Source organism: Cystobacter fuscus DSM 2262, assembly GCF_000335475.2.
GTDB lineage: Bacteria > Myxococcota > Myxococcia > Myxococcales > Myxococcaceae > Cystobacter > Cystobacter fuscus.
Map to the genome: position 1 here is coordinate 477,277 of NZ_ANAH02000066.1, position 22,280 is coordinate 499,556.

The following is a 22,280-nucleotide window of genomic DNA, read 5'->3' on the forward strand; positions in this document are numbered from 1 at the left end:
TATTTCTGGTCAGAACCCGCTGGAGGAATACCCTTGCGCGCCCTCGTCCCCTGGTCTGTCCGGAAGACAGCGATTCACCTCCTGCCTCTCGCGATGCTGTCGCCGGCATCCGGGTGGGCCGCCGCGCAGAAGGGCGGCGCCACGGGACCCGAGCCCCTGGAGATCGCCATGGGGTTGACCGCGGGGCTCGTCCTCTTCCTGTATGGGGTCTCTCGTCTGGCGTTGGCGTTGAAGGCGCTCGCGACGGAGCCGGCCAGGCGCCTGTTGGGGAAATTCACCCGCAACCGCTTCGCCGGCGTCCTCACCGGAGCCGCGGCCACCACGGTGCTGGACTCGTCCTCGGTGACCATCATCATGGTCATCGCCCTGGTGGACGCGGGCCTCTTGAGCGCCATCCAGTCCCTGGGGGTGGTGTTGGGCTCGAACATCGGAACCACGTTCGGCGCGCAGCTCGTCGCCTTCCAGATCAGCAAGTACGCCCCCGTGGGCCTCGCGCTGGGGGCGCTGCTGCTCGCCTTCGGCCGGAGCGAGCGGTGGAAGCACGTGGGGCGCATGGTGTTTGGAATGGGGCTCTTGTTCTTCGGGCTGGAGTTCATCGAGCAGACCATGGAGCCCTTCAAGGACCACGCGCCCTTCCTGCGGTGGATGCGGGAACTGGGTGCCAACCCGTTGATGGGCGCGGCCGTGGGAGCGCTGTTCACCCTGATCATCCAGTCCTCGTCGGCGACCATGGCCATCATCGTGACGCTGGCCAGCCAGGGGCTCATCTCGCTGCCCACGGGGGTCGCGATCATGCTCGGCGCGGAGATCGGCACGGTCGCGGACACGCTCATCGCCACGATCGGGCGCAGCCGTCAGGCCATCCGCACGGGGGTGTTCCACTTCCTCTTCAATCTCATCACCGCCGCGCTCGGCCTGCTGTGTGCGTCCCGGCTCGTGAGCCTGGCCCAATGGGTTTCAGGGGACGCGAGCGTGGGCCGGCAGATCGCCAACGCACAGATGATCTTCAACGTCCTGGGCGTCCTCCTGTTCATCGGCTTCGTGCCCCTCATCGACCGGGCGCTCCAGGTGTTGCTCCCGGAGCGACGGACGCAAGCCGCCGCTCCGCCAGTCCTCTCCCGGGAGCAGAATGCCTGAACAACCTGCTTAATCCACACCACTGCAATCGCTTTCTTTGAAAGGAAGAACCCAGATTCCAAGACATCAGAAAGGGAGGTGAGAAGGACTTTCGTGGAGGGGGTCGCTTGACAGGCTGAAAGTAAAACGTTTACCTGTTCTGGACTCCCGCGCGGCTGCTCACCCCCAAATGAAGAGAGCCCCCATGTCCCAGCATCACGTCGTCCGGAAGATGTTCCTTCTCGGCACCGCCAGCACGGCCCTGTTCATCGGCTGCGGTTCCGAGGAGGGCGTGGCCCCCCAGGAGTCCCTCGGTTCGGATCGCCAGGAGATCGTCGGCGGTAGCGACACGAGCATCTCCACCCATCCCTGGCAGATCTCCTTCCAGTCCACGTCGGGTTTCGCCTTCTGCGGCGGCTCCATCCTGAACGAGAACTGGATCCTCACGGCCCAGCACTGCGTCTATGAGGGGGCCTTCGCCGTGACCTCCCCGAGCACGGTCCGCATCGCCGCGGGCATCTCCAAGCTCAGCACCGTGGACAGCGAGGGACAGATCCGCTTCGTGGACGACGTCATCTCCTTCCCGGGCTTCGCGGGCGTGAAGAAGGGCAAGGACGTGGCGCTGCTGCACCTGTCCAAGCCGCTCACCTTCAACGGCAAGGTGGCGCCCATCGCCCTGGCGACGGCGGAGGATGAGGCGGAGGGCCTGACGGCTCCGGGTGTCATCTCCACCGTGACGGGGTGGGGCGACCTCGCCGAGAACGGCACCTCTCCGGACACCTTGCAGGCCGTCGACGTGCCCCTTCTCTCCAACGAGGATGCCGACGCCGCGTACCCGGAGGACATCACCGCGGACCAGCTCGCCGCGGGCATCATCGGCGTGGGCGGCATCGACTCGTGCCAGGGTGACAGCGGTGGCCCCCTCATCGTGAGCAAGGGCGGCGGCAAGGTGCTCGCCGGCGTGGTGAGCTGGGGCTACGGGTGCGCGGATCCCGCCTTCCCCGGCCTGTACGCGCGCGTCTCGTCCTTCCAGCCGTGGATCTCCTCCTTCCTGAAGAAGTCACCCACCATCCGCCTCAACACGACCAACCAGTCGGGCGGCGAGGGCGCCTGGAAGCACTACCGGGTGAGCATCCCGTCCGGCCTCCAGGTGTTCAACGTGCACATCTCGGGGGGCACCGGTGACGCCGACCTCTACGTCCAGCACGGCGCCCAGCCCACGGAAGGCAGCTTCACCTGCCGGCCGTACGCCAATGGCAACGGTGAGACCTGCAGCATCCCCCACCCGGCGGCGGGCACCTGGTTCATCTCGGTCCAGGGCTACTCCGCCTTCTCGGGCCTGAGGGTGCACGCGACCTCCTACTGAGCGCGACGTCCCACGGTCCTCCCAGGACTGAACGCCTCGAGCGGCGCTTCCCGCGCCTGCTCGAGGCGTTTTCCTTTTCCGGAAGGGGCTCGCCCGGGTCAGGTCGCGGTGAGAGGTCGCGGGCGGTGGATGTGCCAGGACAGGGCCATCAACCCCAGCACCAGCACCAGGCCCAGGCGCACCAGGCCATTCCACCCCAGCACCGACAGCAGGGCCCCGGACGTCAGCGATGCCAGGCCGCTGGCGGCGAACACGCACAGATCGTTGATGCCCTGGGCGCGGAAGGACTCGGCGCCCGAGCGGCTGCGCGCCACCAGCGTCGTCGCGGTCACGAACACGAAGCACCAGCCCACCCCGATCAGCGCCAGCCCGATCAGGTGCCCGCTCAACCCCTGGACCCAGCTTACCAGGAAGCCCACGAGCAGGAACAGCAGCCCCAGTCCCTGTACCCGCGCGATCGACATCCTCTTGAGCAGGGCGCCGATCGACAGCGACGGCAGGTACATGCTCAGCAGGTGCAGCTGGATGACCCAGCTCGCCTGGCGGATCATGTACTTCTCGACGCCGCACATCTGCAGGGGCGTGGGCACCATGAGCAGGCTCATCACCAGGAAGGCGCCGGCGCCCATGGCCACCATTGGCCAATACAGCTCGCGCGCCTGGGCGCTGGGCGCGGCGGATGCCGCCGCCACGAGCGTGGCCTGGGGCTGCTGGTACAGCGACAGCGCGAGCGCGCCCAGCACCTGGAGCAGCGCCAGGGTCAGCAGGGCCCAGGGCACATAGTCGGCGGTCCTTCCCTCCAGCAGACTGAAGAGCGAGATGCCGGGAATGATGCCCGCGGCGCTGGCGAGTTGTATCCGGGTCAGCAGGCCCGGGGCCCTGCTGCTCTCTTGCCCCTCGAGGATGGCGAAACGGTACTGCTGGACGAAGGCGCCTTGCAGGCCCACGCCCAGAACGGCCGCGCAGAACAGCCAGAAATCCATCCGGTGCACCGCGTGCGCGGCGAGCACCAGGCAGCCGGCGCCCAGCAACGCCGCGGTGATGAAGCATGGCTTGCGTCCGAAGCGGCGCATGAGCTGGCTGGCGGGCCAGGTGCCCAGGGACGCGGACAGCACCAGCACGGCCACCGGCAGGGTCGCCAGCCGCATGTCCAGCGCCAGCCCCTTGCCCACCAGGCCGCCCACGAACTGGATCGCGGCCACGCTGGCGATCCCCACCACCTGACACAGCAGGAGGACGCCTGTGTTGAGGGATGGAGCGGACGAGGCCCACGGAACGCGAAGGCTCAACACGCGCGCTCCGCACCGGGTGGCGCGGAGGCCGGCTCCTCCGCCTCGAGCGCCGCGATCTCCTCCAGGGACAGGCCCATGCGCTGGTGGAGGAAGCGCACCATGGTCCAGTGCGGCAGTGCCCCCTCGTCGAAGGGCCCGAACTCCTCGCGGTACAGCGGCAGCCAGCGCAGGGCCTCCTCCAGCATCCGCTCCCGGTTGGGTTGCCCCTGCTGGTAGTCCTCGTATGGCAGGCTGCGGTGGTGGATGAAGAATCGTCCCGGGAGCCGCTCCTCGCACAGCTCCCGGTACTCCCGGGTCTGGAGGATCAGATAGTGCCAGACCTCGTCGATGGCCTGCTCCACCGGCAGGAACAGCCCGACCAGCTGCTGGGGGTAGCACGAGAGCAGATACAGGTACCGCAGACACTCGAGGAGCCGACGCTCGACGTACGCGGGCTCCTCGCCGGTGGTCAGCACGAAGTGCCGGACCACGCCGGAGTAGAGCGAGTCCCCGAGCAGGGCCTTGAGCGCGGCGGGTGTCACCTTGGCGGGATGGGGCTTCACGGCTCACCTCGTCCAGTCATCTCATCCTCTCGTACCAGCCACGCATATTTCCCGGACTTGCCGATCGCGATGTGCGCGCGATGCTCGAGGACGCACTCGAGCCCGGTGGCCTCCAGGAGTCCCCGCCGCAGCGCCTGCTCCGCGGCCGGCTCGATGGGTCCGCCGTCGAAGGTGGTGTACAGCAAGCGCGCCCGCCGGGGCGCCTCCAGATGGAGCTGATAGACGAAGATGGAAGGGGTGGCGTCGGCGATCCAGTCGTCGAGATCGGCCTGGGAGATCACCCCTCCACGCTCGAGCCGCAGCAACTCCTTCTCCCTCCCGCAGAACCGGCGGATCCGCAGCGGATCAGGAGAGCCATCGCTCGTCTCGGCGCAATCGCCAGAGCGATAGCGGATCAGCGGCATATAGGGGTTGCGCAGGCTCGAGACGATGATGCTGTAGATCTTGCTGCCCTGTTCGACGGGGATCAGCTCCAGGTGCATCTTGTCGAGATAGGGCCAGTACCGCCCGTGACGATCACTGAAATACAGATAACCCAGCTCGGTGCTACCAAACAGGTCGATGATCGGGCACTCGAAGTGCCGCTGCAGGAAGCGCTGGACGTTCCTCGGCGTGTACTCGTAGGCGTGAATGATGCTGGCCGGCTTCGGGAAGTGCCGCCACAGGCCCCAGTCCAGGGCCTTCCGCACCAGTTGCGCGAGGTGGTAGCTGTCGCAGTCGAGGTGATACCTGCCCCGCGGATGCGCCTGCTGGATGACGCGCATCTCCTCGAGCATGCGCTCCACCTCGTCACGCTCCCAGAGCGCCGGATCGAGTCGCAGGTTGAGATAGAGCGTGCGCGGATCGAGCCGCCGCTCCTCGAGGCTCGGAAGGGCGGAGGGCTCGGCGCCGCGCTTCCTCGCGTTGACCCGCGCCACGTGCTCGGTCGCCAGGACCGTGGTGATCGACACGCGCTGGCAGTCCTGCTTCCAGGTGTCGGAGATGTCGGGGTGCTCGCTCCAGAGCTGGTAATACGATTTCAACAGGAAGAAGGGCGGGCGGATGATCTGCATCCGCGCGTGGTTGGTTCCCGTGGAAAGCACGAACTCCGCCGCGCCTTCCTTCAGGGCATCGGCGAGCCTCGGGGTCATCCAGTTGTCTGGGAAGCCCCTGGCGATCTCCGGCTTCTCCAGGATCGGGAAGTGCCCCTGCTCGATCGACGGGCGGTAGATGGGGATGTCCCGGACCTGATCGATCATCTCGGCGAAAGTCTGTTTATGGGCGTTCATCGGTTGAGTCTGGGAAAGACAGTCGAACGGGCCACCCGGAAGCGTTGCACCCACCCATTGAAAAGGCCGCGAGCGCGGCGGGAATCCATGAGGACGAGCATGTGCCCGCCGCGCTCGCGACCCAGGACAAGCCTCTCAGCTGATGCAGCCGGCCTTGGAGGAGATGCAGCCAGCCTTCGCGGGGCCGGAGATACAGCCAGCCTTCGCGTGTCCAGAGATACAGCCAGCCTTCGCGGGACCGGAGATGCAACCGGCGTCCACGGCCTCCGCGGGCGAGTTGGCCTCGACCCACTGGTTCCACAGCTGATCCTGGGCGAGCTGGCGAATCAAGTGCTTCATTTGAACCTCCGAGAATGGACTGGTGGATGATGCGTGATTGACCACACTTCCACTGCTCGCACCCCGCTGCGATCGGGTGCTCCACGACCGGGCGGACCGGCTCTCTGGTTTCCTGGTCGCATGTTTGTTTTAAGGACCAAGCACATGGAGGTCAAGGATTTATTTGATTGCATTGATGACGCGAATCGCCATGACTCCATGAGTTCCGGCTTTTATCGCTGACTGGGAATCCGAGAGGACGGAAGGGGAGGGGGAGTGGAAAACGCTTCTCCTGCTCGCGTCAGGGTGAAGCCCTCATAGCCCTGGGCCGCGATGGCCTCGCACTTCTTCCGGTAGGCCCCGACGCCGCCGGCATAGGGCAAGAGGACGCGTGGCTTGCCGGGGATGTTCGCCCCGATGTACCAGGAGTTGGCCAGGGGATAGAGCGTGCGGCCAGCGACCTCCTTGACGTGTGAGACCCACTCGTCCTCGGCCTGGGCGGTGGCCTCGATGCACTCGAGCCGGTGCTCCCGCAGGTAGGTGATGCAGTCGGAGATCCACTCCACGTGCTGCTCGATGGAGACGATGGCGTTGCCGAACACGGAGGGGCTGCCGGGGCCGGTGATGGTGAACAGGTTCGGAAAGCCGGCGATGGACAGGCCCAGGTACGAGCGCGGCCCGTCGGCCCATTTGCGCTTCAGTGACGCGTTGGCCCGGCCCTGGATGTCGATGTTGAACAAGGCGCCCGTGAAGGCATCGAAGCCCGTGGCGAACACGATGCAGTCCAGCGCGTACTCCGCGCTCCGGGTCCGGATCCCCGTGGGGGTGAGCTCCTCGATGGGGGAGGCCCTGACGTCGACCAGGGTGACGTTGTCCCGGTTGAAGGTCTCGTAATAGTGCGTGTCCACGCAGATGCGCTTGGTCCCCAGGGGATAGTCCCTGGGACACAAGGCCTCGGCGACGGCCGGATCGCGCACCGTTGCCCGGATCCGGGAACGGACGAACTCGGCGGCGGTCTCATTGGCGTCCCGGTTGGCCATCACGTCCGAGAACGTGGCGAGGAAGGAGGTGCCGCCCACCTCCCAGCGCGCCTGGTATGCACGCTCCCGCTCCTCGGGCGACACCTCCAGGGCGGATTTGGGATTGACCTCCATGATGACCCCGGCCCGCGTCTCGCGCGCCTTGCGCCGGTACTCGGCATAGGTCTCCTTCATCCGCGACTCGTAGGCCGGGTCCAGCGGCGCGTTGCGCGCGGGCACGCTGAAGGTCGGGGTCCGCTGGAAGACGAAGAGGTGGGAGGCCTGCTCGGCGATGATGGGAATGACCTGGATGCCGGACGAGCCCGTGCCAATGACGCCGACGCGCTGGCCGGTGAAGTCCACCCCCTCGTGCGGCCAGCGGCTCGTGTGGAGCCTGGTGCCCTGGAAGGTGTCGAGCCCCTTGAAGTCAGGCACCTTCGTGGCCGACAGGCAGCCCGTCGCCATGATCACGAACCTGGCGGACACGTGGGCGCCGCCGTCCGTCTGGACCGCCCACCGGTTCGTCGCCTCGTCGAAGACGGTCGCCGTCACCCGCGTCTCGAACTGGATGTCCTGGCGCAGTTCGAACCTGTCCGCGACGTGGTTGAGGTAGCTCAGGATTTCCGGCTGGGTGGCGTAGCGCTCGGTCCACTTCCATTCCTGCTCGAGCTCGTGCGAGAACGAGTAGGAGTAGTTCATGCTGTCGATATCGCAGCGCGCGCCCGGGTAGCGGTTCCAGTACCACGTGCCGCCCAGGTCGCCGCCCGCCTCGTAGACCCGGACCGACAGCCCGAGCCGGCGCAGGCGGTGGAGCATGTACAGGCCCGAGAATCCGGCGCCAACGATGACGGCGTCGAAGTGGCTGGCGGGCTCCGTTCCGGGCTTCACTCGATTCGACTGCGCGTCTGACATGTCGTCGTCTCCACTCGGTGGGTGGTTTCGACATGCATGCTACCGGGGCTCGTTGCTGCGCAAAGGACTCTCCGGGTAGTCGTGGATGATTTATTTCGCCGGAAGATGTCTCGTGGACTACCTGATATCCACAACAGTTGCGGAAGACAATTAATGGCAGACGCAATTGATTGGCATTCACCTGGGGGGGCGTCCGGCCCGACGACCCTCGCCAGCGGCATGACGCGTCGTGTCGGTCGATTTTCTTCCGTGCGACCGATGAGTCTGGCGCCCTTCGAGGGTCTACATCGCGAACCCCATTTCCTGGAGGCACCCATGACCGCGAACCGCTCCCCCCGGATGATCTTCGTCAACCTCTCCGTGCGTGACCTGAAGCGCTCGATGGAGTTCTTCAGCCGGCTCGGCTTCGAGTTCAATCCGCAGTTCACCGACGAGAATGCCGCCTGCATGGTCGTCAGCGAGCAGGCCTTCGTGATGCTGCTGGCCGAGCCGTTCTTCAAGACCTTCACGAAGAACAAGATCTGCGACACGAGCACCCAGACCGAGGGCCTCTTCGCGCTGTCCTGTTCCAGCCGGGCCGAGGTCGATCAGATGGTGAAGACCGCCATCGCGGCGGGCGGCAAGCCTGCGATGGACTCGAAGGACCACGGCTTCATGTACGCCTGGAGCTTCTACGATCTCGACGGCCACCACTGGGAAGTCATGTGGATGGACCCGAAGGCCGCGGCGGGGCAGCCGTAGGCGCGCCGCCCCGAGGGTGGGCTCGGTGAACACTCTCGGTAACAGGGGAACTACACCGCGAATGTCGCGGGATTAGCTCTTCTACACGGAGTGGATACTCCCTTCCATCTCACACCCACCGATTGATTTGACCCGAAAATAGGGCGTTTTTAGGTCGAGTTGGCTGTTGAGAAAAGGGAGGTCCCATATGAAGACGCTCATCCTGTGCACCGCCGTTACCACCCTGGGCTTGCTCGGTTGCTCGCATTCGCAACAGGTCGCCCGCTCGAGCGCGAACGAGTTGCCCTACCAGCAGCACTTCAAGCACGGACGGGGGACGACCCCGGCCAACTGCTCGGACTCGCAACAGGCCGCCCGCTCGAGCGCGAACGAGCTGCCCTACCAGCAGCACTTCAAGCATGGCCACGGGCCGAGGACGGCTCCGGCCGATCAGGCCGAGTGTGCGCCCGAGTCCTCGAACGCCGAACAGTGAAGTGAAGCGCCCCGGTTCCCCGCGCCGGTGAGCGGGGAGTCCCAGAGCATGTCGCTCGCGCGGCGTGGCTCCTCGTCACGTCCCCCCCTTCGTGAAGGCCCTCGGCCCGCGGGCGCTCCGCCCGGGCCTGGAGTGGCTTCGCGCCGGGGGAGGGCGTCCCCCACGAAAAAAAAAGAAGAAGGGGAGTGACGGATCCTTCCGGCGGCGGTGTTCCATGCCGCCGAAAGAGGGAGGCGTCAGTCCGTTGGCCATCGATGTCGAGGCTTATTACCGCCGTTACGGCCCCCAGGTGCTCCGGCGCTGCCGCTTCCTCCTGCGCGATGAAGAGAAGGCGGTGGATGCCATGCACGACGTATTCGTTCAGCTCCTGCGTCACCGGGAAGACTTGAAGAACAGCGCTCCCTCGAGCCTGCTCCATCAGATCGCCACGCGGGTGTGCCTCAACCGGCTGCGCGGCGCCCGCCGCCGCCCCGAAGACGCCCACGACGAGCTGGTGCTGCGCATCGCCTCGGCCGAGGACACCGGGGCACGCACCGAGGCGAGGGGCCTGCTGGACTGGCTCTTCGGCCGGGTGCCCGCCTCCAGCCGGGACATCGCCGTGCTCCACCTGGTGGATGGGATGACGCTGGAGGAGACCGCCCGCGAGGTGGGGTTGTCCGTCTCCGGGGTGCGCAAGCGCCTCCGGGCCCTCTCGAGCGTGCTCGAGGAAATGGAGGCCGCATGATGTCCCCCCACCGCACCCCGGATTGGTTGTTGGAGCGCATCGCCCTGGGCGAGTTGCCTCCGGATGAACTGGCCGCGGCCCGCGCCCGTCTGGCCCAGGAGCCCGACGGCGAGGCCCGTCTGGCCGCGCTCGAGGCGGAGAACCGCGCCCTGTTGGAGCAACTGCCCGCTTCCGTCGTGGCGCGCGAGGTGGAACGCCGCGCCCGGCGGGACGAGGCGCGCTCACTCGAGGTGAGCCCCTGGCACCGGTGGCGTCCCGCGCTCGCCCTGGTGCCCGTGTTGGCCGTGCTCCTGCTCGTGGTGGCGCGTCCGGGCTCGAGGCCGGGCGAGCTGGAAGGGGAGAGCGCCGAGGAGACCCGCACCAAGGGTCTGCCGCCTCAGCTCGGTCTGCATCGCCTGGCGGCCCAGGGCCCGGAGACGCTCGCCCAGGGCGCCCTGGCCGCGCCAGGGGACGTGGTGCAGGTCTCCTACGTGGCCGCGGGGGCCCGCTTCGGCGTCATCTTCTCCGTGGATGGCCGGGGCACCGTCACCCTCCATGCCCCAGAGAGCGGCCTGGACGCCCTGCCGCTCGAGCCCTCGGGGACGCACGCGCTGCCCCAGGCCTATGCGCTGGATGACGCCCCCGCCTTCGAGCGCTTCTTCTTCGTCACCTCGGACGCTCCCTTCTCCTTGGAGGAGGTGCTCGCCCCCGCCCGCGTGCTCGCCACGTCGGACGGGGCTCGCACCGCGCTCCTCCCGCTCGCCGAGCGCTTCCGGCAGGTGTCCTTCATCCTCGAAAAGAGTTCCCCATGAGCCGCATGATCTCCGTCCTGTTGTGGTCGGCCCTGCTGTTGGTCTCCTCCGTGGCGGATGCGGCGCCCGCCAACGCCAACGCCAACGCCAACGCCAACGCCAACGCCAACAATGGGGTGCGCAGGCTGGCGCTCCTGGTGGGCGTCAATGACGGAGGGCCCGAGCGGACGCGCCTGCGCTACGCCGCCACCGATGCCCAGTCCTTCTCCCAGGTGCTGGGGGAGCTGGGCGGGGTGGCTCCCGCGGATCGGGTGTTGTTGCTGGAGACGGGCCGGGCCGGGTTGCTCGAGGGCTTCGAGCGGATGAAGCGCCTGGTCGCGTCGTCCAAGGCCTCGGGGGTCAGCCGGGTCGAGGTGCTGCTCTATTACTCGGGGCACTCGGACGAGACGGGGCTGCTGCTCCAGGGCGAGCGCCTGACGTATGGCGAGCTGCGCCGCGCCCTGGAGGGCCTGCCCGCGGACGTGCGCATCGCGGTGCTGGACTCCTGTGCCTCGGGGGCCTTCGCGCGCCGCAAGGGCGGCTCGCCGCGGCCCGCCTTCCTGGTGGATGCCGGCAGCCGGGTGACGGGGCAGGCCATCCTCACCTCGTCCAGCGAGGACGAGGCCTCCCAGGAGTCGGACAGGCTGGGGGGCTCCTTCTTCACCCACCACCTCATCTCCGGGCTGCGGGGCGCGGCGGACATGACGCGGGATGGACGGGTGACGCTCAACGAGGCCTACCAGTTCGCCTTCCACGAGACGCTCTCGCGCACCGAGCGCACCCAGCGCGGCGCCCAGCACCCGGCCTATGACATCGAGCTGGCGGGCACGGGAGATCTGGTGATGACCGACCTCCGCGCGACCTCCGCGGCGCTGGTGCTGACGGACTCGCTGCAGGGGCGGCTCTTCGTGCGCGACGAGGCGGGGCGGCTCGTCGTGGAGGTGATGAAGGTGGCGGGGCGCTCCACGGAGCTGGGCCTGGCGCCCGGACGCTACCGGGTGCGGCGCGAGCTGGATGGCGGGCTGTCCGAGGCGTCCTTCGTGCTCTCCGAGGGCCGGAGCACGCAGCTGGTGACCGCGAGCTTCTCCTCGGTGCTGGGCGAGGCCACGGTGTCGCGGGGCGGTTCGGTGGACGAGGTGGGGGAGGCCGTCCCCGGCCGCCGGCGTCTGGCCTTCAACTTCGGCCTCGCACCGGGGGTGAGCAGCAATGACTGGTTCGCGCGGGGCGCGGAGGTGGAGAACGGGTGGGCGCTGGGCTTCATGAACCACGCCACGGCGCTCGAGGGAGGCGCGTCCCTGTCGGTGTTGTCGAACGCCTACGGCGACGAGGCGGACGGGGTGCTGGCCACGGCGGGCGTGAACGTGGTGGGCGGGGGCATGCGGGGCGCGCAGTTGTCCTCGCTCCTCAACGTCACCGGCCGGGATCAGGGGGGCGCGCAGCTCACGGCGGGGGTGAACGTGGTGGGCGGGAGCATGACGGGAGCCCAGCTCGCGGGAGTGGTGAACACCGTGGGCGGGACGATGTCGGGCTTCCAGGCGAGCGCGGCCGTCAACCAGGCGCGGAGCGTCTCGGGGTTGCAGCTCTCGCTCGTCAACGTGGGCGGGGATGTGTCCGGCGCACAGGTGGGAATCATCAACGTGGGCAGGGTGGTGCGCGGCGCGCAGGTGGGGCTCATCAACGTGGCCGACGAGGTGCACGGCGCGCCCGTGGGGCTGCTGTCCTTCGTGAAGCAGGGGCAGCTGCACCTGGAGCTGTGGTCGAGCGACATCCTGCTCACCAACGTGGGAGTGAAGCTGGGCGGCCGGAACGTGTACTCCACCTTCGTGGGGGGCTTCGATCCGACGGATCGGTTCCAGCGCTTCAGCCTGGGGGCGGGGCTGGGCGTGCACATTCCCCTGGGCACGCGCTTCTGGGTGGACGTGGACGCGGTGGGCAGCAGCGTGCACCTGCTCCGGGAGCCCTTCGCCGGAAACAACCTGCTGGCCCAGGCCCGGGCGATGGTGGGCTTCCAGATCCTCCCGCGGCTCGCGGTGTTCGCCGCGCCCACGTACAACGTCTACTTCGCCTTCTCGCCCGAGGAGCGGCGCGACATGACGCGGTTCACGCCGCGCGAGCGTCCGCTGGGCGAGGGCGGATCGATGCAGTACTGGCCCGGCATCCAGCTCGGCCTGCGCATCTGAGCCGGGTCCTCACCCGGGTGGCTTCTTGCCGGCCGCCCGGGCCCGTACCTTCTCCGCGATGTCCGGCTGGATGTTCTCCGCGCCCTTCTCCTCCATGTGCGAGGCGATGCGCTCGCCCACCGCCGCGCGCGACTGAGCGGTGAACCCCTTCTTGTTCTGGCGCGCCCAGTCCATGGACGCCTGGCGGTTCACGTTGAGCTGCTGGAAGCGCGGCATCACGTAGCGGGCGATCAGCTCGTACGAGCGCTTCGTGGCCTCCCAGTCCGCCCAGTTGTGCGCCATGAGCAGGAAGCTGCCGAAACCGCCACTCTCCTCGGTCAGTTGGTGGATGCGCGCGATCGCGTCGTCGGGCGTGCCGATCACCGCGGAGCCCGTGGCGAGATAGGCTTCCACGGGATCGCCCCCCGCGTGGTCGGGCACCAGCGGCAGGTTGGCGACCTCGCGGAAGTAATAGAGCCACTTCTCGAGCCCGAACCGCACCTGGTCGATCGCCTTGTCCCGGGTCTCGGCGATGTGCATCTGGCCCACCAGCCGCCAGGCCTCGCGCTTCACCGTCTTGCCATGGTCCCGGGCGAGCTCCTCGGCGATGCGCCAGTTGGCCGCCAGCGCGTTGAAGCCCGCGGTGGTGGTGGCGCCGAGCGACAGCAGGCCGATGCCGTGCTTGCCCGCCGCGCGCGCGCCCGTGGGCGACACCTGACTGGCCACCGCCATCTCGATCGAGGGCCGGGAGTAGGGTGTCAGTTGCAGGCGGGCGTTGACGAGCTGGAACCAGTCGCTGGTGTGAGTGACTTCCTCGCCGCGCAAGAGCCGCACGAGCACGTCGAGGGCTTCGTCCATGCGGTCGCGCTGCCGGGCGACGGGAATGCCCATCATGACGGCATCCGAGGAGAGCGAGCCCGGCCCGACCCCGAACATCACCCGGCCCCGCGTCATGTGGTCGAGCTGATTCATGCGCTCGGCGAGCATCAGCGGGTGGTGGTAGGGCAGCGAGGAGACGCCGGTCCCCAGGCGGATGGAGCGGGTGCGCTCGGCGGCCGCGGCGATGAAGAGCTCCGGGCTCGCGATGAGCTCGTAGCCCGCCGAGTGGTGCTCGCCGATCCACGCCTCCTCGTAGCCCAGGTGCTCGAGCCACTGGACGAGTTCGAGGTCGCGCTGGAGCGCCAGCGTGGGGTTCTCGTCGAGGGCGTGGAACGGGGCGATGAAGGCGCCGAAGCGCAACCTGTCTCCGAACATCCGGCTCTCCTGCGTGGGGGGCGCGCAGTGTGCCCGCCTTCGCCCGCGGAGGGTGGAAAACCGCCTCGGGTGACATCCGTGTTGTCCGCTCCGAGGGCTCCCGTTAGCGTGCGGCGCGCTTGGAACAGAGTGCACCAGAAGTACCGATCCTCGCCTTCTGGGCCAATCACAAGCTCACCCGCGGCTTCGTGAATGGCTTCTGGGCCTACTGACTCCGGCGATCGATAAGCAGAGGACAACCCGTTCGCCAACGCACCGATTTCTCCGTCAGGGGCGGGCCCGTCCTTCTGCTATGGCGCCCCGCCAGGAGGAACAATCGATGCGTTCTGCTCGTCCGTCCGTGGTGTCCGCTTCATCCGCCCTGATGGGCCTGCTCGCGTGTGTGCTGGCGAGCGGCTGTGCCCACACCCCTCGCTCCGAGAACAAGGCCCGGGAGGCCCAGGACCAGGGGCCGGTGATCGCGGACACGGCTCAAGGTCAGGTGCGCGGCGCCACCCTCGATGGCATCCGCGCCTTCAAGGGCATTGCCTACGGAGGCCCCACCTCGGGCAAGAACCGCTTCATGCCCCCCACGCGGCCCGAGTCGTGGAGCGGTGTGAAGGATGCGCTCGCGTACGGCCCGCGCTGTGCCCAGCGCAGCGCCATTGGCGCCAACGTGGCCCGCGAGGTCGTCTCGGCGCTCGTCACTCCCGACACGAAGGAGATGAGCGAGGACTGCCTGCGCCTCAACATCTGGACGCCCAACGTGGCGGATGGTGGCAAGCGCCCGGTCATGGTCTGGCTGCACGGCGGGGGCTTCGTCGAGGGCTCCGGCTCGGCCGCCATGTATGACGGGACCGCGCTCGCGCGGCGGGGCGACGTCGTGGTCGTCACGCTCAACCACCGGCTGGGCGTGCTCGGCTACCTGTACCCGGGCGCCGCGGCCGGCGAGACGTGGGCCTCCTCGGGCAACGCGGGCATGCTCGACATCGTCGCGGCGCTGCAGTGGGTGCGCGACAACATCGCCTCGTTCGGCGGCGACCCGGGCAACGTCACCCTCTTCGGCGAGTCGGGCGGCGGCATGAAGGTGACGCTGCTGCTCGCCATGCCCGCGGCGCAGGGGTTGTTCCACCGCGCCATCAGCCAGAGTGGGGCCCTGGTGAAGGCACTGGCGCCCGAGCTGGCGACCACGCAGGCCGGGGAGTTGCTCGCCGAGCTCGGCCTCAAGCCCGGCGACTTCGCCGCGCTGCGGGAGCTTCCCGTGGACAAGGTGCTGGACGCCCAGACCGCGATGCTCAAGAAGAACCGGGGCTCGTTCAGCTTCAACTCGCCCTTCACCCCCGTGGCCGATGGGAAGGTCCTGCCCGGCCACCCGTTCGATCCCGAGGCTCCGGCCATCTCGGCCAGCGTGCCGCTGCTCATCGGCACCAACAAGGACGAGATGACGCTCTTCCTCTACGGACAGACGTCGCTCATGACCGATGGCATGGCCCGCATGGGAATGGGCCGGATCGCGGGAGACGCGGCCGGTCCGCTCTTCGATCACTACCGCAAGACGCTGCCCGAGGCGTCGGCCAAGGAGGTGCTCATGACCGCGGGCAGCGACATGTTCCGCGCGTCCTCGCTCCTCGTCGCCGAGCGCAAGGCCGCCCAGCAGGCCCCGGTCTACGTGTACCAGTTCAACTGGGAGACGCCCGTGCTCGACGGCAAGCTCAAGGCCACGCACGCCCTGGAGATTCCCTTCGTGTTCGACAACGTGGACCTGATGCCGAGCCTCACCGGCCGCGCCCCCGAGCGCGCGAGCCTCGTCGACCAGATGAGCACCGCGTGGATCGCCTTCGCCCGCTCGGGCAACCCCCAGCACCCGGGCATCCCCGAGTGGCCCGCCTATGACGCGGAGCGGCGCGCCACGATGCTCTTCGACCTCCAGTCCCAGGTGCGGAATGATCCGGGCCGCGAGGAGCGCGTGCTCTGGCGGGAACTCCTCACGAAGTGAGCCCGGTGCCCGGAGGACTCCTTCCTCCGGGCGTCAGCGGCCCCTGCTTCGCGCTACAGTCCGCGAGCTTTCCCCGAGGAGGTCGACACATGGGCTGCTGTCATCACTATCAGACGGTCGCGGAGGGCTGTGACTCGGCCTTCACGGTGGACACCTCGCGCGTCACCTTCGGCCGGGGCTGCCTGGCGGAGGTGGGCGAGCGGGCCCGGGCGCTCGGGATGACGCGCGTGGCGTTGTTCTCGGACGAGCGCCTGGCCCGGCTGCCGTTCTTCCAGACGGTGCTCCAGTCGCTCAAGGCGGCGGGCCTGGACGTGGTCCCCTACACCCACGTGCACGTGGAGCCCACGGACCAATCCATCCTGGAGGCGGCGCGCTTCGCCGCCGAGGCGCGGCCGGATGGCTACGTCTCCCTGGGCGGGGGCTCGGTCATCGACACCTGCAAGGGCGCCAACCTCTACGCCACGCACCCGGCGGACTTCCTCGCCTACGTCAACGCGCCCGTGGGCGAGGGGCGCGCGGTGCCCGGTCCGCTCAAGCCGCACATCGCCTGTCCCACCACCTCGGGCACGGGCAGCGAGGTCACCGGCATCACCATCTTCGATCTGCTGTCGCTGGGGGCGAAGACGGGCATCGCCTCGCTCCGGCTGCGGCCCACCGAGGCGCTCATCGATCCGGACTGCACCGCGACCCTGCCGGGCGAGGTGACGGCCGCCAGTGGCATGGACGTGCTCTCCCACGCCCTGGAGTCCTATACGGCGCGGCCCTACGTGCGCCGCCCCGCGCCCGCGCGGCCGAGCCTGCGGCCCATGAGCCAGGGGGCCAATCCCTGGAGCGATCTGGGCTGCCGCGAGGCGCTGCGCCTGATGGGGCAGTACCTGGAGCGCGCGGTGGCGGACGCGGAGGATCGCGAGGCGCGCGAGCAACTGATGTGGGCCTCCACGCTGGCGGGCATCGCGTTCGGCAACGCCGGAGTCCACGCGCCCCATGGCATGGCCTACGCCGTGGCGGGGGCGGTGCGCGACTTCCGGCCCTCGGGCTACCCACAGGAGGAGCCCCTGGTGCCGCACGGCATGGCCGTCATCGTCAATGCCCCGGCGGTGTTCCGCTACACCGCGGAGGTGAGCCCCGAGCGACACCTGGAAGCCGCGCAGTGGCTGGGCGCGGACGTGCGCGGGGCCACACCCGAGGACGCGGGAGAGGTGCTCGCGGGCCGGGTGCTCCAACTCATGCGCGCGGTGGGCATGCCCAACGGGCTGAGCGGGGTGGGGTACACCGAGGCGGATGTCGACACGCTCACCGAAGGTGCCTTTCCCCAGCAGCGCCTGCTGCAGAACGCCCCCCGGGAGATGAGCAAGCCCGTGCTCTCCGGACTGTTCCGTCAGGCGTTGCGCTACTGGTAACCCCGCGGAGACCACGCCCGTGTCCGACGCCGAGACCGCCAAGCACTACCGTTACTTCCTGCCCATCACCACGCGGTGGATGGACAACGACGCCTACGGCCACATCAACAACGTCACCTACTACAGCTACTTCGACACGGTGGCCAATCACTACCTCATCCACGAGGGAGGGCTGGACATCCTCGCGAGCCCCGTCATCGGCCTGGTGGTGGAGTCCAAGTGCGCCTACCACGCGCCGCTCGCCTATCCGGATGCGCTCCGGGCGGGGCTGCGCGTGGACAAGCTGGGCAACCGCTCGGTGACGTATGGCATTGGCATCTTCAAGCAGGGCGAGGAGCGGGCCGCCGCCCACGGCTACTTCGTGCACGTCTTCGTGGACCGGCACACCCGCAAGGCCGTCGCCATTCCCGAGCGCCTGCGCACGGCGCTCGAGCGGCTCCTGCCGGCGTGAACGACGTGGGGGGCGGGCCGCCCCCCAATGCCTCACGGCTTGAACGTATCCACCGTCCCGGAGACCTGCTTGCCGCGGTGCCAGACGGCGTGGATCGTCTTCGTCCGGGAAATGTCGGTGCTCGGGTCGCCGTCCAACACCACGAGGTCCGCCTGCTTGCCGGGGGCCAGGACGCCCCGATCCTCCAGCCCGAGCAGGGTGGCGGCCTCCCGGGTGGCGAGCGTGAGCGCTTGCAGGGGCGTGAGCCCGGCCTCGGTCATGAGGGCCAGCTCCCGGTGCTCGCCGACGCCGGGGATGCGCAGGGGCGTCGCGCCCGAGTCCGTGCCGAACCCGATGCGCACGCCCGCGTCGTACAGGGCCTTGAGGTTGCGCTGGTTCATCGCCACCGCCTTCCGGGCCTTCTCCGCCTTCGGCTCCGCGCGCGTCTTCTCCACCCAGGCCGGATCGGCGAATTGGGCGCGCAGCGCGGGCTGCACGGCGTGTTGGAAGAAGGGCTCGGCCATCCACTCGGGACGCTCGGCGTAGATGAAGGTCGCCTCGTCCAGGCTCAGCGTCGGGACGTACCAGGCCGAGCGCTCCTTCATGAGCTGGATGAACTCGGCGTCCACGGGCTGGTCGCGCACCCCATGGGCCACGATGTCCGCGCCCGCCCGGACGATCGTCTTCGCGTCCTCGAGATCATGGATGTGGGCGGCGACGCGCACGCCCCGCTGGTGGGCCTCGTCGATCACCGCCTGGTAGATGTCTGGCTTCATCTTGACGGGCAGCGAGCCGCCGAAATCGTCCAGCCACAGCTTCACCACGTCTGTCTTGCGCGCCACCATCTCGCGCACTGCCTGGCGCGCCTGCTCCGCCGTCTCGGGGCGGGCGAGTTGATCCTCGCCCACCGGGCGTCCACCCAGGGTCGGCGGCGCGCCCTGGGGCACGCCAATGCCTCGTTCGGCCCCGAAGAGGTCGGCGCCGGGCCCGCGGCCCGCGTGCTGCTGCGTGCGGAGTTGTTGCAACAGGGGTCCATTCAGCCCGAGCGCCATCACCGTGGTGATGCCATAGGCCTCGTACTGGCGAAGCTGCCGCGAGATGTTGGCGCGGGTGTAGTGGCCGGCGCCCATGTCGGCTCCCTGGACCACGCCCACATGCGAGTGATTGGAAATCAATCCCGGGATGAGTGTCTTTCCCTGGTAGTCCACCACGCGGGCCTTGGCCGGCACCGTCGTGCTCGAGGCCGGACCCACCGCGAGGATGCGCCCGTCCTGGATGACGACCACGGAGTCCTCGAGGGGGGCTCCTCCCTGGCCGTCGATGAGCCGCGCGCCGCGCAGGGCGACGACTCCCGGAGCGGTCTTCGGGGGCGCGGCGGACGCCAGGAGCGGGGCGGTCAGGAGCGAGAAGAGCAGGGCGTGTGATTTCAAAAGGCACCTCCCAAAGGGGTCGAACGAAGCGCGCGGCACCCTATACTCCCGCGCCATGAGAATCCTCTTTCACATGGCCAACTCGCCGTTTGCTCGACGTACCCGCCTCGCCCTCGCCGCCAAGGGGTTGACCGTCGAGCTGCGCGACGTGCGCGCCCACCCCGAGTTCTTCGAGGAGTCCCGGCAACTCTCCCCCCTCATGACGGTTCCCGTGCTGGTCGAGGAGGATGGGCGGGTCCTCGGAGACTCGACGGCCATCTCCCACTACCTGGACCGGGCCTATCCCTCGACGCCACCGCTGTGGCCCACCGAGCCCGACGAGGCCCTCGCCGCCTTCGAGGTGGCCTCGCTCGTGGACGTGGTGGTGAGCACCGTGGTGGAGCTCGGGGGGCGCTACCACCCGCTTCGCTCCTCCGAGGCCTGGGAGACCGTCCGCACCGAGGCCATGGAGCGTGTGCAGCGCGCGTTGGACTCCCTGGGTCAACGGGCCGCGGCGCTCTCGCGTCCCACCTTCTGCCGGCGGGGCTGGTCCGCGCCGGACATGTGGTTGTTCACCGCGGAGCATTGGCTTGCTTCTCTGCCCGCGCGTGCGGCCACCGCCCCCATGGTCGCCCAGGTCCTCTCCCTGGGCTGGCGTCTGCCTCCGGAACTCTCCCGCTGGGCCGATCAGCACCGCGACCGGCCCGACGTGCGCGCACTCGCGTAGTCCTCGCGCTTTGGTTTCATTGCGTGAGCACCGCCAGCAACTGCTCGAGCACCCACGGCCATCAACACCCAGTTGGCCAACCAGGCCATCGTGGATGACCACGCGTACGGCCAGAGCGCCGCCAAGAGCCTCGCCAGGTCCAATCCCACCCGGGCCTCGGACAACGCGGACAACCACGAGTACATCGCCGAGAACACTCCCGCCCAGAACCGAGGCCGGGTCGGTCGAGCAGGAGAAGGAAGGAACGGGAGCGGCGACGCTCCCGTTTTTTTTGCCTGGCGGCGGACCTATTTCACCCCATGCGGAATGCTACAGGGCGTGCTCTCCGTGTCGCACGCCGTGTCGAGATGATCTCGCTTTGCCGTCAAAGCACCAGGTTCGCATTAAGAACTATTTCTACGTCCTTCAGTACCTGTACTTAATCCAGAGCTATCGTGTTACAATGGGTCCACCGGGGTAGCAGAGCTACCGGTCCTTTTGAAAGGAATTACCTGCGTGAGCCAGAACGTGCGTGGTTTCAAGTGGCTGGTGGGCGGAGTGGTCGGAATGTCCCTGCTGGGCGCGTGCGGCGCTCCGATGGAGGGGGAGAACACCTCGTCCGAGCTGAGCGAGCAGGCCCTGGGTGACGTGGCGGTGAGCCTGTCGGTGGCGAGCAGCAGCCTGAGCGCCCGCGAGGACGTGGCGGTGACGGTGACCTTCACCAACGTGTCTTCCCAGCCGGTGCAGCTCTTGCGCTGGTTCGTGCCCGGCACCGAGGGCATCAAGGCCGGCCTGTTCGAGGTCTCTCGCAACGGCGAGGAGGTGGCGTACATCGGCCCCCACATCAAGCGTCGCGCCCCCCAGGCCGAGGACTTCGTCACCCTGGCCCCCGGCGAGAGCCTGTCGGGCAGCGCGTCCCTGTCGGGCATGTATGACCTGAGCGAGAGCGGCACCTACTCGGTGCGCTTCGCCGCCCAGTCCACGAATCAGCACAACGTGGGGCTCACCCGCGCCGCCAACCTCGACTCCAACCTCGTGAGCCTGTGGATCGAGGGCCGTCCGGAGCGCGAGCCGCAGATGCAGGCCCAGGCCGTGACGGCCCAGGGCGTGACCTCCGCCAGCAACTGCTCGAGCACCCGCGCCTCGCAGATCTCCACGGCGTTCGCCTCCGCCAAGACGTACGCGAGCAGCACGTCGAGCTACCTCAACGGCATCTCGTCGGGCACCGCGCGCTACACCACGTGGTTCGGCACCTACTCGTCCACCAACGTGGGCACGGCCCGCACGCACTTCACGAAGATCAGCAGCGCCTTCGCCTCCGCGGCGGTCACGGTGGACTGCAGCTGCACGGACTCGGCCTACGCCTACGTGTACCCGTCCCAGCCGTACAAGATCTACGTGTGCAGCGCCTTCTGGAGCGCGCCGAACACGGGCACGGACTCCAAGGCGGGCACGCTGGTGCACGAGATGAGCCACTTCACCGTGGTGGCCGGCACGGATGACCACGCCTACGGCCAGAGCGCCGCCAAGAGCCTGGCCAAGTCCAGCCCCACCCAGGCCTTGGACAACGCGGACAGCCACGAGTACATCGCCGAGAACACTCCCGCCCAGAACTGAGGCGGAGCAAAACGAGCAGTTGAAGGAAGGGACGGGAGCGGCGACGCTCCCGTTTTTTTTTGCCAGGGGAGGGCCCATTCCGGGCTCCCCTACCAGAGGAGAACACCCTGTTTATGACGCGTGGACATGTGGGTTGGGTCGCGCTGTGCTGTCTGGCGCTGAGTGGTGGCGGCTGTTCGTCTCGCCGCGAGTCCGCGGAGGGCAAGCCCCCGGAGCCGGCGGCGCCCGCGCAGCCCTCGGCCCCAGCACAGCCCTCGGCGGAGAAGCCCCCCGAGACGCAGGCCCCCGAGCAGAAGGAGACTCCCGCCATGGCCACGACCCTGGAGTGCAAGTTGAGCGTGCCGCCGAGCGCGACCGTGGGCCAGCCGGTGGAGCTGCTCTTCCAGCTCACCAACCGCACCGCGGCGCCGCTGTACGTGCTCTCCTGGCGCTCGCCGCTCGAGCGCGTGGGGGGACGTGACTTCGACATCACCCGCGACGGCGCCGAAGTGGCCTACCAGGGGCCGATGAAGAAGCGCGCCGCGCCCTCCCCGGACCAGTACCTGGCGGTGGCGCCGGGGGCCACGGTGGAAGGGCGGCTCGACCTGGCCCTGGCCTATGACTTGAGCCAGCCCGGGCGCTACCGCATCGCGTTCCCCGGTCCGCTCATGGACGTCACCGACAAGCTGCCCGACACGGCGCGCTCGTTCGACGTCATGACCGCCCGGCCGGTGACGTGCGCCCCCGTCGAGACGACGCTCACCAAGCCCTGATTCGCGCGATGTCTCTGGCGCGCTCGCACCACATCCTC

At 68.5% G+C, this 22,280-nt stretch carries 21 protein-coding genes; 14 read left to right on the plus strand and 7 right to left on the minus strand.

The features are described from left to right. Positions 1–33 precede the first annotated feature (33 nt). Complete coding sequence (locus D187_RS42600) at positions 34–1,137, plus strand: Na/Pi cotransporter family protein (RefSeq protein ID WP_002620728.1); 1,104 nt, start codon at positions 34–36, stop codon at positions 1,135–1,137. A gap of 184 nt (positions 1,138–1,321) precedes the next feature. Beyond that, positions 1,322–2,482 (plus strand): trypsin-like serine protease, encoded by a 1,161-nt coding sequence (locus tag D187_RS42605; RefSeq protein ID WP_002620730.1) that lies wholly within the window; start codon positions 1,322–1,324, stop codon positions 2,480–2,482. A 98-nt stretch (positions 2,483–2,580) separates the two neighbouring features. On the opposite strand, the gene D187_RS42610 is transcribed toward D187_RS42605, so the two are convergent. The 5 genes from D187_RS42610 to D187_RS42630 form a co-directional block, all read right to left on the minus strand. After that, positions 2,581–3,774, minus strand: a complete 1,194-nt coding sequence (locus tag D187_RS42610) for an MFS transporter (RefSeq protein WP_002620731.1) — start codon at positions 3,772–3,774, stop codon at positions 2,581–2,583. Further along, the gene (locus D187_RS42615) at positions 3,768–4,316 is read right to left on the minus strand and encodes a glycine-rich domain-containing protein (protein ID WP_002620733.1); all 549 of its coding nucleotides are present in this window, start codon (positions 4,314–4,316) and stop codon (positions 3,768–3,770) included. The genes D187_RS42610 and D187_RS42615 overlap by 7 nt, the downstream gene beginning before the upstream one ends. After that, positions 4,313–5,584, minus strand: a complete 1,272-nt coding sequence (locus tag D187_RS42620; protein WP_043434291.1) for a phenylacetate--CoA ligase family protein — start codon at positions 5,582–5,584, stop codon at positions 4,313–4,315. The genes D187_RS42615 and D187_RS42620 overlap by 4 nt, the downstream gene beginning before the upstream one ends. Before the next feature lie 135 nt (positions 5,585–5,719). After that, a complete protein-coding gene (locus D187_RS42625; protein WP_043434293.1) occupies positions 5,720–5,923 on the minus strand; it encodes a hypothetical protein in 204 nt (67 codons plus the stop codon). A gap of 212 nt (positions 5,924–6,135) precedes the next feature. Further along, positions 6,136–7,833 carry a flavin-containing monooxygenase gene (locus D187_RS42630; protein ID WP_002620739.1) on the minus strand — a complete coding sequence of 566 codons (1,698 nt, stop codon included), beginning with the start codon at positions 7,831–7,833 and terminating at the stop codon, positions 6,136–6,138. 315 nt (positions 7,834–8,148) lie between these two features. Between D187_RS42630 and D187_RS42635 the strand changes: the two genes are divergently transcribed. The 5 genes from D187_RS42635 to D187_RS42655 all read left to right on the plus strand — a co-directional run bounded on the left by D187_RS42635 (position 8,149) and on the right by D187_RS42655 (position 12,720). Beyond that, a complete protein-coding gene (locus D187_RS42635) occupies positions 8,149–8,574 on the plus strand; it encodes a VOC family protein (protein WP_002620740.1) in 426 nt (141 codons plus the stop codon). Positions 8,575–8,761: 187 nt separating this feature from the next. Beyond that, positions 8,762–9,046, plus strand: coding sequence for a hypothetical protein (locus D187_RS42640; protein ID WP_002620742.1), 285 nt, complete (start codon positions 8,762–8,764; stop codon positions 9,044–9,046). Positions 9,047–9,290: 244 nt separating this feature from the next. Then, positions 9,291–9,770 carry an RNA polymerase sigma factor gene (locus D187_RS42645; RefSeq protein ID WP_002620744.1) on the plus strand — a complete coding sequence of 160 codons (480 nt, stop codon included), beginning with the start codon at positions 9,291–9,293 and terminating at the stop codon, positions 9,768–9,770. Continuing rightward, complete coding sequence (locus D187_RS42650; protein ID WP_002620746.1) at positions 9,767–10,561, plus strand: hypothetical protein; 795 nt, start codon at positions 9,767–9,769, stop codon at positions 10,559–10,561. Before D187_RS42645 ends, D187_RS42650 begins: the two co-directional genes overlap by 4 nt. Then, positions 10,558–12,720 carry a caspase family protein gene (locus D187_RS42655; protein ID WP_002620747.1) on the plus strand — a complete coding sequence of 721 codons (2,163 nt, stop codon included), beginning with the start codon at positions 10,558–10,560 and terminating at the stop codon, positions 12,718–12,720. The genes D187_RS42650 and D187_RS42655 overlap by 4 nt, the downstream gene beginning before the upstream one ends. A 9-nt stretch (positions 12,721–12,729) precedes the next feature. On the opposite strand, the gene D187_RS42660 is transcribed toward D187_RS42655, so the two are convergent. Beyond that, the gene (locus D187_RS42660) at positions 12,730–13,953 is read right to left on the minus strand and encodes an LLM class flavin-dependent oxidoreductase (RefSeq protein WP_002620748.1); all 1,224 of its coding nucleotides are present in this window, start codon (positions 13,951–13,953) and stop codon (positions 12,730–12,732) included. Between the two features lie 319 nt (positions 13,954–14,272). On the opposite strand from D187_RS42660, the gene D187_RS42665 reads away from it, so the two are divergent. The 3 genes from D187_RS42665 (at position 14,273) to D187_RS42675 (ending at position 17,779) form a co-directional block, all read left to right on the plus strand. Next, positions 14,273–15,928: a carboxylesterase/lipase family protein gene (locus D187_RS42665; RefSeq protein ID WP_002620749.1), complete on the plus strand. Its 1,656-nt coding sequence runs from the start codon at positions 14,273–14,275 to the stop codon at positions 15,926–15,928. A gap of 89 nt (positions 15,929–16,017) precedes the next feature. Beyond that, positions 16,018–17,328 carry a hydroxyacid-oxoacid transhydrogenase gene (locus D187_RS42670; protein WP_002620750.1) on the plus strand — a complete coding sequence of 437 codons (1,311 nt, stop codon included), beginning with the start codon at positions 16,018–16,020 and terminating at the stop codon, positions 17,326–17,328. Positions 17,329–17,347: 19 nt separating this feature from the next. After that, the gene (locus D187_RS42675; protein WP_002620751.1) at positions 17,348–17,779 is read left to right on the plus strand and encodes an acyl-CoA thioesterase; all 432 of its coding nucleotides are present in this window, start codon (positions 17,348–17,350) and stop codon (positions 17,777–17,779) included. A gap of 32 nt (positions 17,780–17,811) precedes the next feature. On the opposite strand, the gene D187_RS42680 is transcribed toward D187_RS42675, so the two are convergent. Continuing rightward, entirely contained in the window at positions 17,812–19,188 is a 1,377-nt protein-coding gene (locus D187_RS42680) for an amidohydrolase family protein (protein ID WP_002620752.1), read from the minus strand. A gap of 73 nt (positions 19,189–19,261) precedes the next feature. Between D187_RS42680 and D187_RS51220 the strand changes: the two genes are divergently transcribed. From D187_RS51220 to D187_RS42695, 4 genes are all read left to right on the plus strand, one after another. Then, the gene (locus D187_RS51220) at positions 19,262–19,894 is read left to right on the plus strand and encodes a glutathione S-transferase family protein (RefSeq protein ID WP_002620753.1); all 633 of its coding nucleotides are present in this window, start codon (positions 19,262–19,264) and stop codon (positions 19,892–19,894) included. A gap of 90 nt (positions 19,895–19,984) precedes the next feature. Beyond that, positions 19,985–20,245, plus strand: a complete 261-nt coding sequence (locus tag D187_RS53335; RefSeq protein ID WP_245591965.1) for a M35 family metallo-endopeptidase — start codon at positions 19,985–19,987, stop codon at positions 20,243–20,245. A 144-nt stretch (positions 20,246–20,389) separates the two neighbouring features. Next, positions 20,390–21,490, plus strand: a complete 1,101-nt coding sequence (locus D187_RS42690; RefSeq protein WP_002620755.1) for a M35 family metalloendopeptidase — start codon at positions 20,390–20,392, stop codon at positions 21,488–21,490. A gap of 113 nt (positions 21,491–21,603) precedes the next feature. Next, positions 21,604–22,242: a hypothetical protein gene (locus D187_RS42695; RefSeq protein ID WP_002620756.1), complete on the plus strand. Its 639-nt coding sequence runs from the start codon at positions 21,604–21,606 to the stop codon at positions 22,240–22,242. The last annotated feature ends 38 nt before the right edge of the window (positions 22,243–22,280 follow it).

Excerpts from the sequence above, each read along its gene's own strand:
- D187_RS42635 (WP_002620740.1), top strand. The coding sequence starts at position 8,149 with ATGACCGCGAACCGCTCCCCCCGGATGATCTTCGTCAACCTCTCCGTG.
- D187_RS42665 (WP_002620749.1), top strand. The coding sequence starts at position 14,273 with ATGCGTTCTGCTCGTCCGTCCGTGGTGTCCGCTTCATCCGCCCTGATG.
- D187_RS42695 (WP_002620756.1), top strand. The coding sequence starts at position 21,604 with ATGACGCGTGGACATGTGGGTTGGGTCGCGCTGTGCTGTCTGGCGCTG.
- D187_RS42630 (WP_002620739.1), bottom strand. The coding sequence starts at position 7,833 with ATGTCAGACGCGCAGTCGAATCGAGTGAAGCCCGGAACGGAGCCCGCC.
- D187_RS42655 (WP_002620747.1), top strand. The coding sequence starts at position 10,558 with ATGAGCCGCATGATCTCCGTCCTGTTGTGGTCGGCCCTGCTGTTGGTC.
- D187_RS42625 (WP_043434293.1), bottom strand. The coding sequence starts at position 5,923 with ATGAAGCACTTGATTCGCCAGCTCGCCCAGGATCAGCTGTGGAACCAG.
- D187_RS42640 (WP_002620742.1), top strand. The coding sequence starts at position 8,762 with ATGAAGACGCTCATCCTGTGCACCGCCGTTACCACCCTGGGCTTGCTC.
- D187_RS42650 (WP_002620746.1), top strand. The coding sequence starts at position 9,767 with ATGATGTCCCCCCACCGCACCCCGGATTGGTTGTTGGAGCGCATCGCC.
- D187_RS42670 (WP_002620750.1), top strand. The coding sequence starts at position 16,018 with ATGGGCTGCTGTCATCACTATCAGACGGTCGCGGAGGGCTGTGACTCG.
- D187_RS42620 (WP_043434291.1), bottom strand. The coding sequence starts at position 5,584 with ATGAACGCCCATAAACAGACTTTCGCCGAGATGATCGATCAGGTCCGG.
- D187_RS51220 (WP_002620753.1), top strand. The coding sequence starts at position 19,262 with ATGGCCAACTCGCCGTTTGCTCGACGTACCCGCCTCGCCCTCGCCGCC.
- D187_RS42605 (WP_002620730.1), top strand. The coding sequence starts at position 1,322 with ATGTCCCAGCATCACGTCGTCCGGAAGATGTTCCTTCTCGGCACCGCC.
- D187_RS42660 (WP_002620748.1), bottom strand. The coding sequence starts at position 13,953 with ATGTTCGGAGACAGGTTGCGCTTCGGCGCCTTCATCGCCCCGTTCCAC.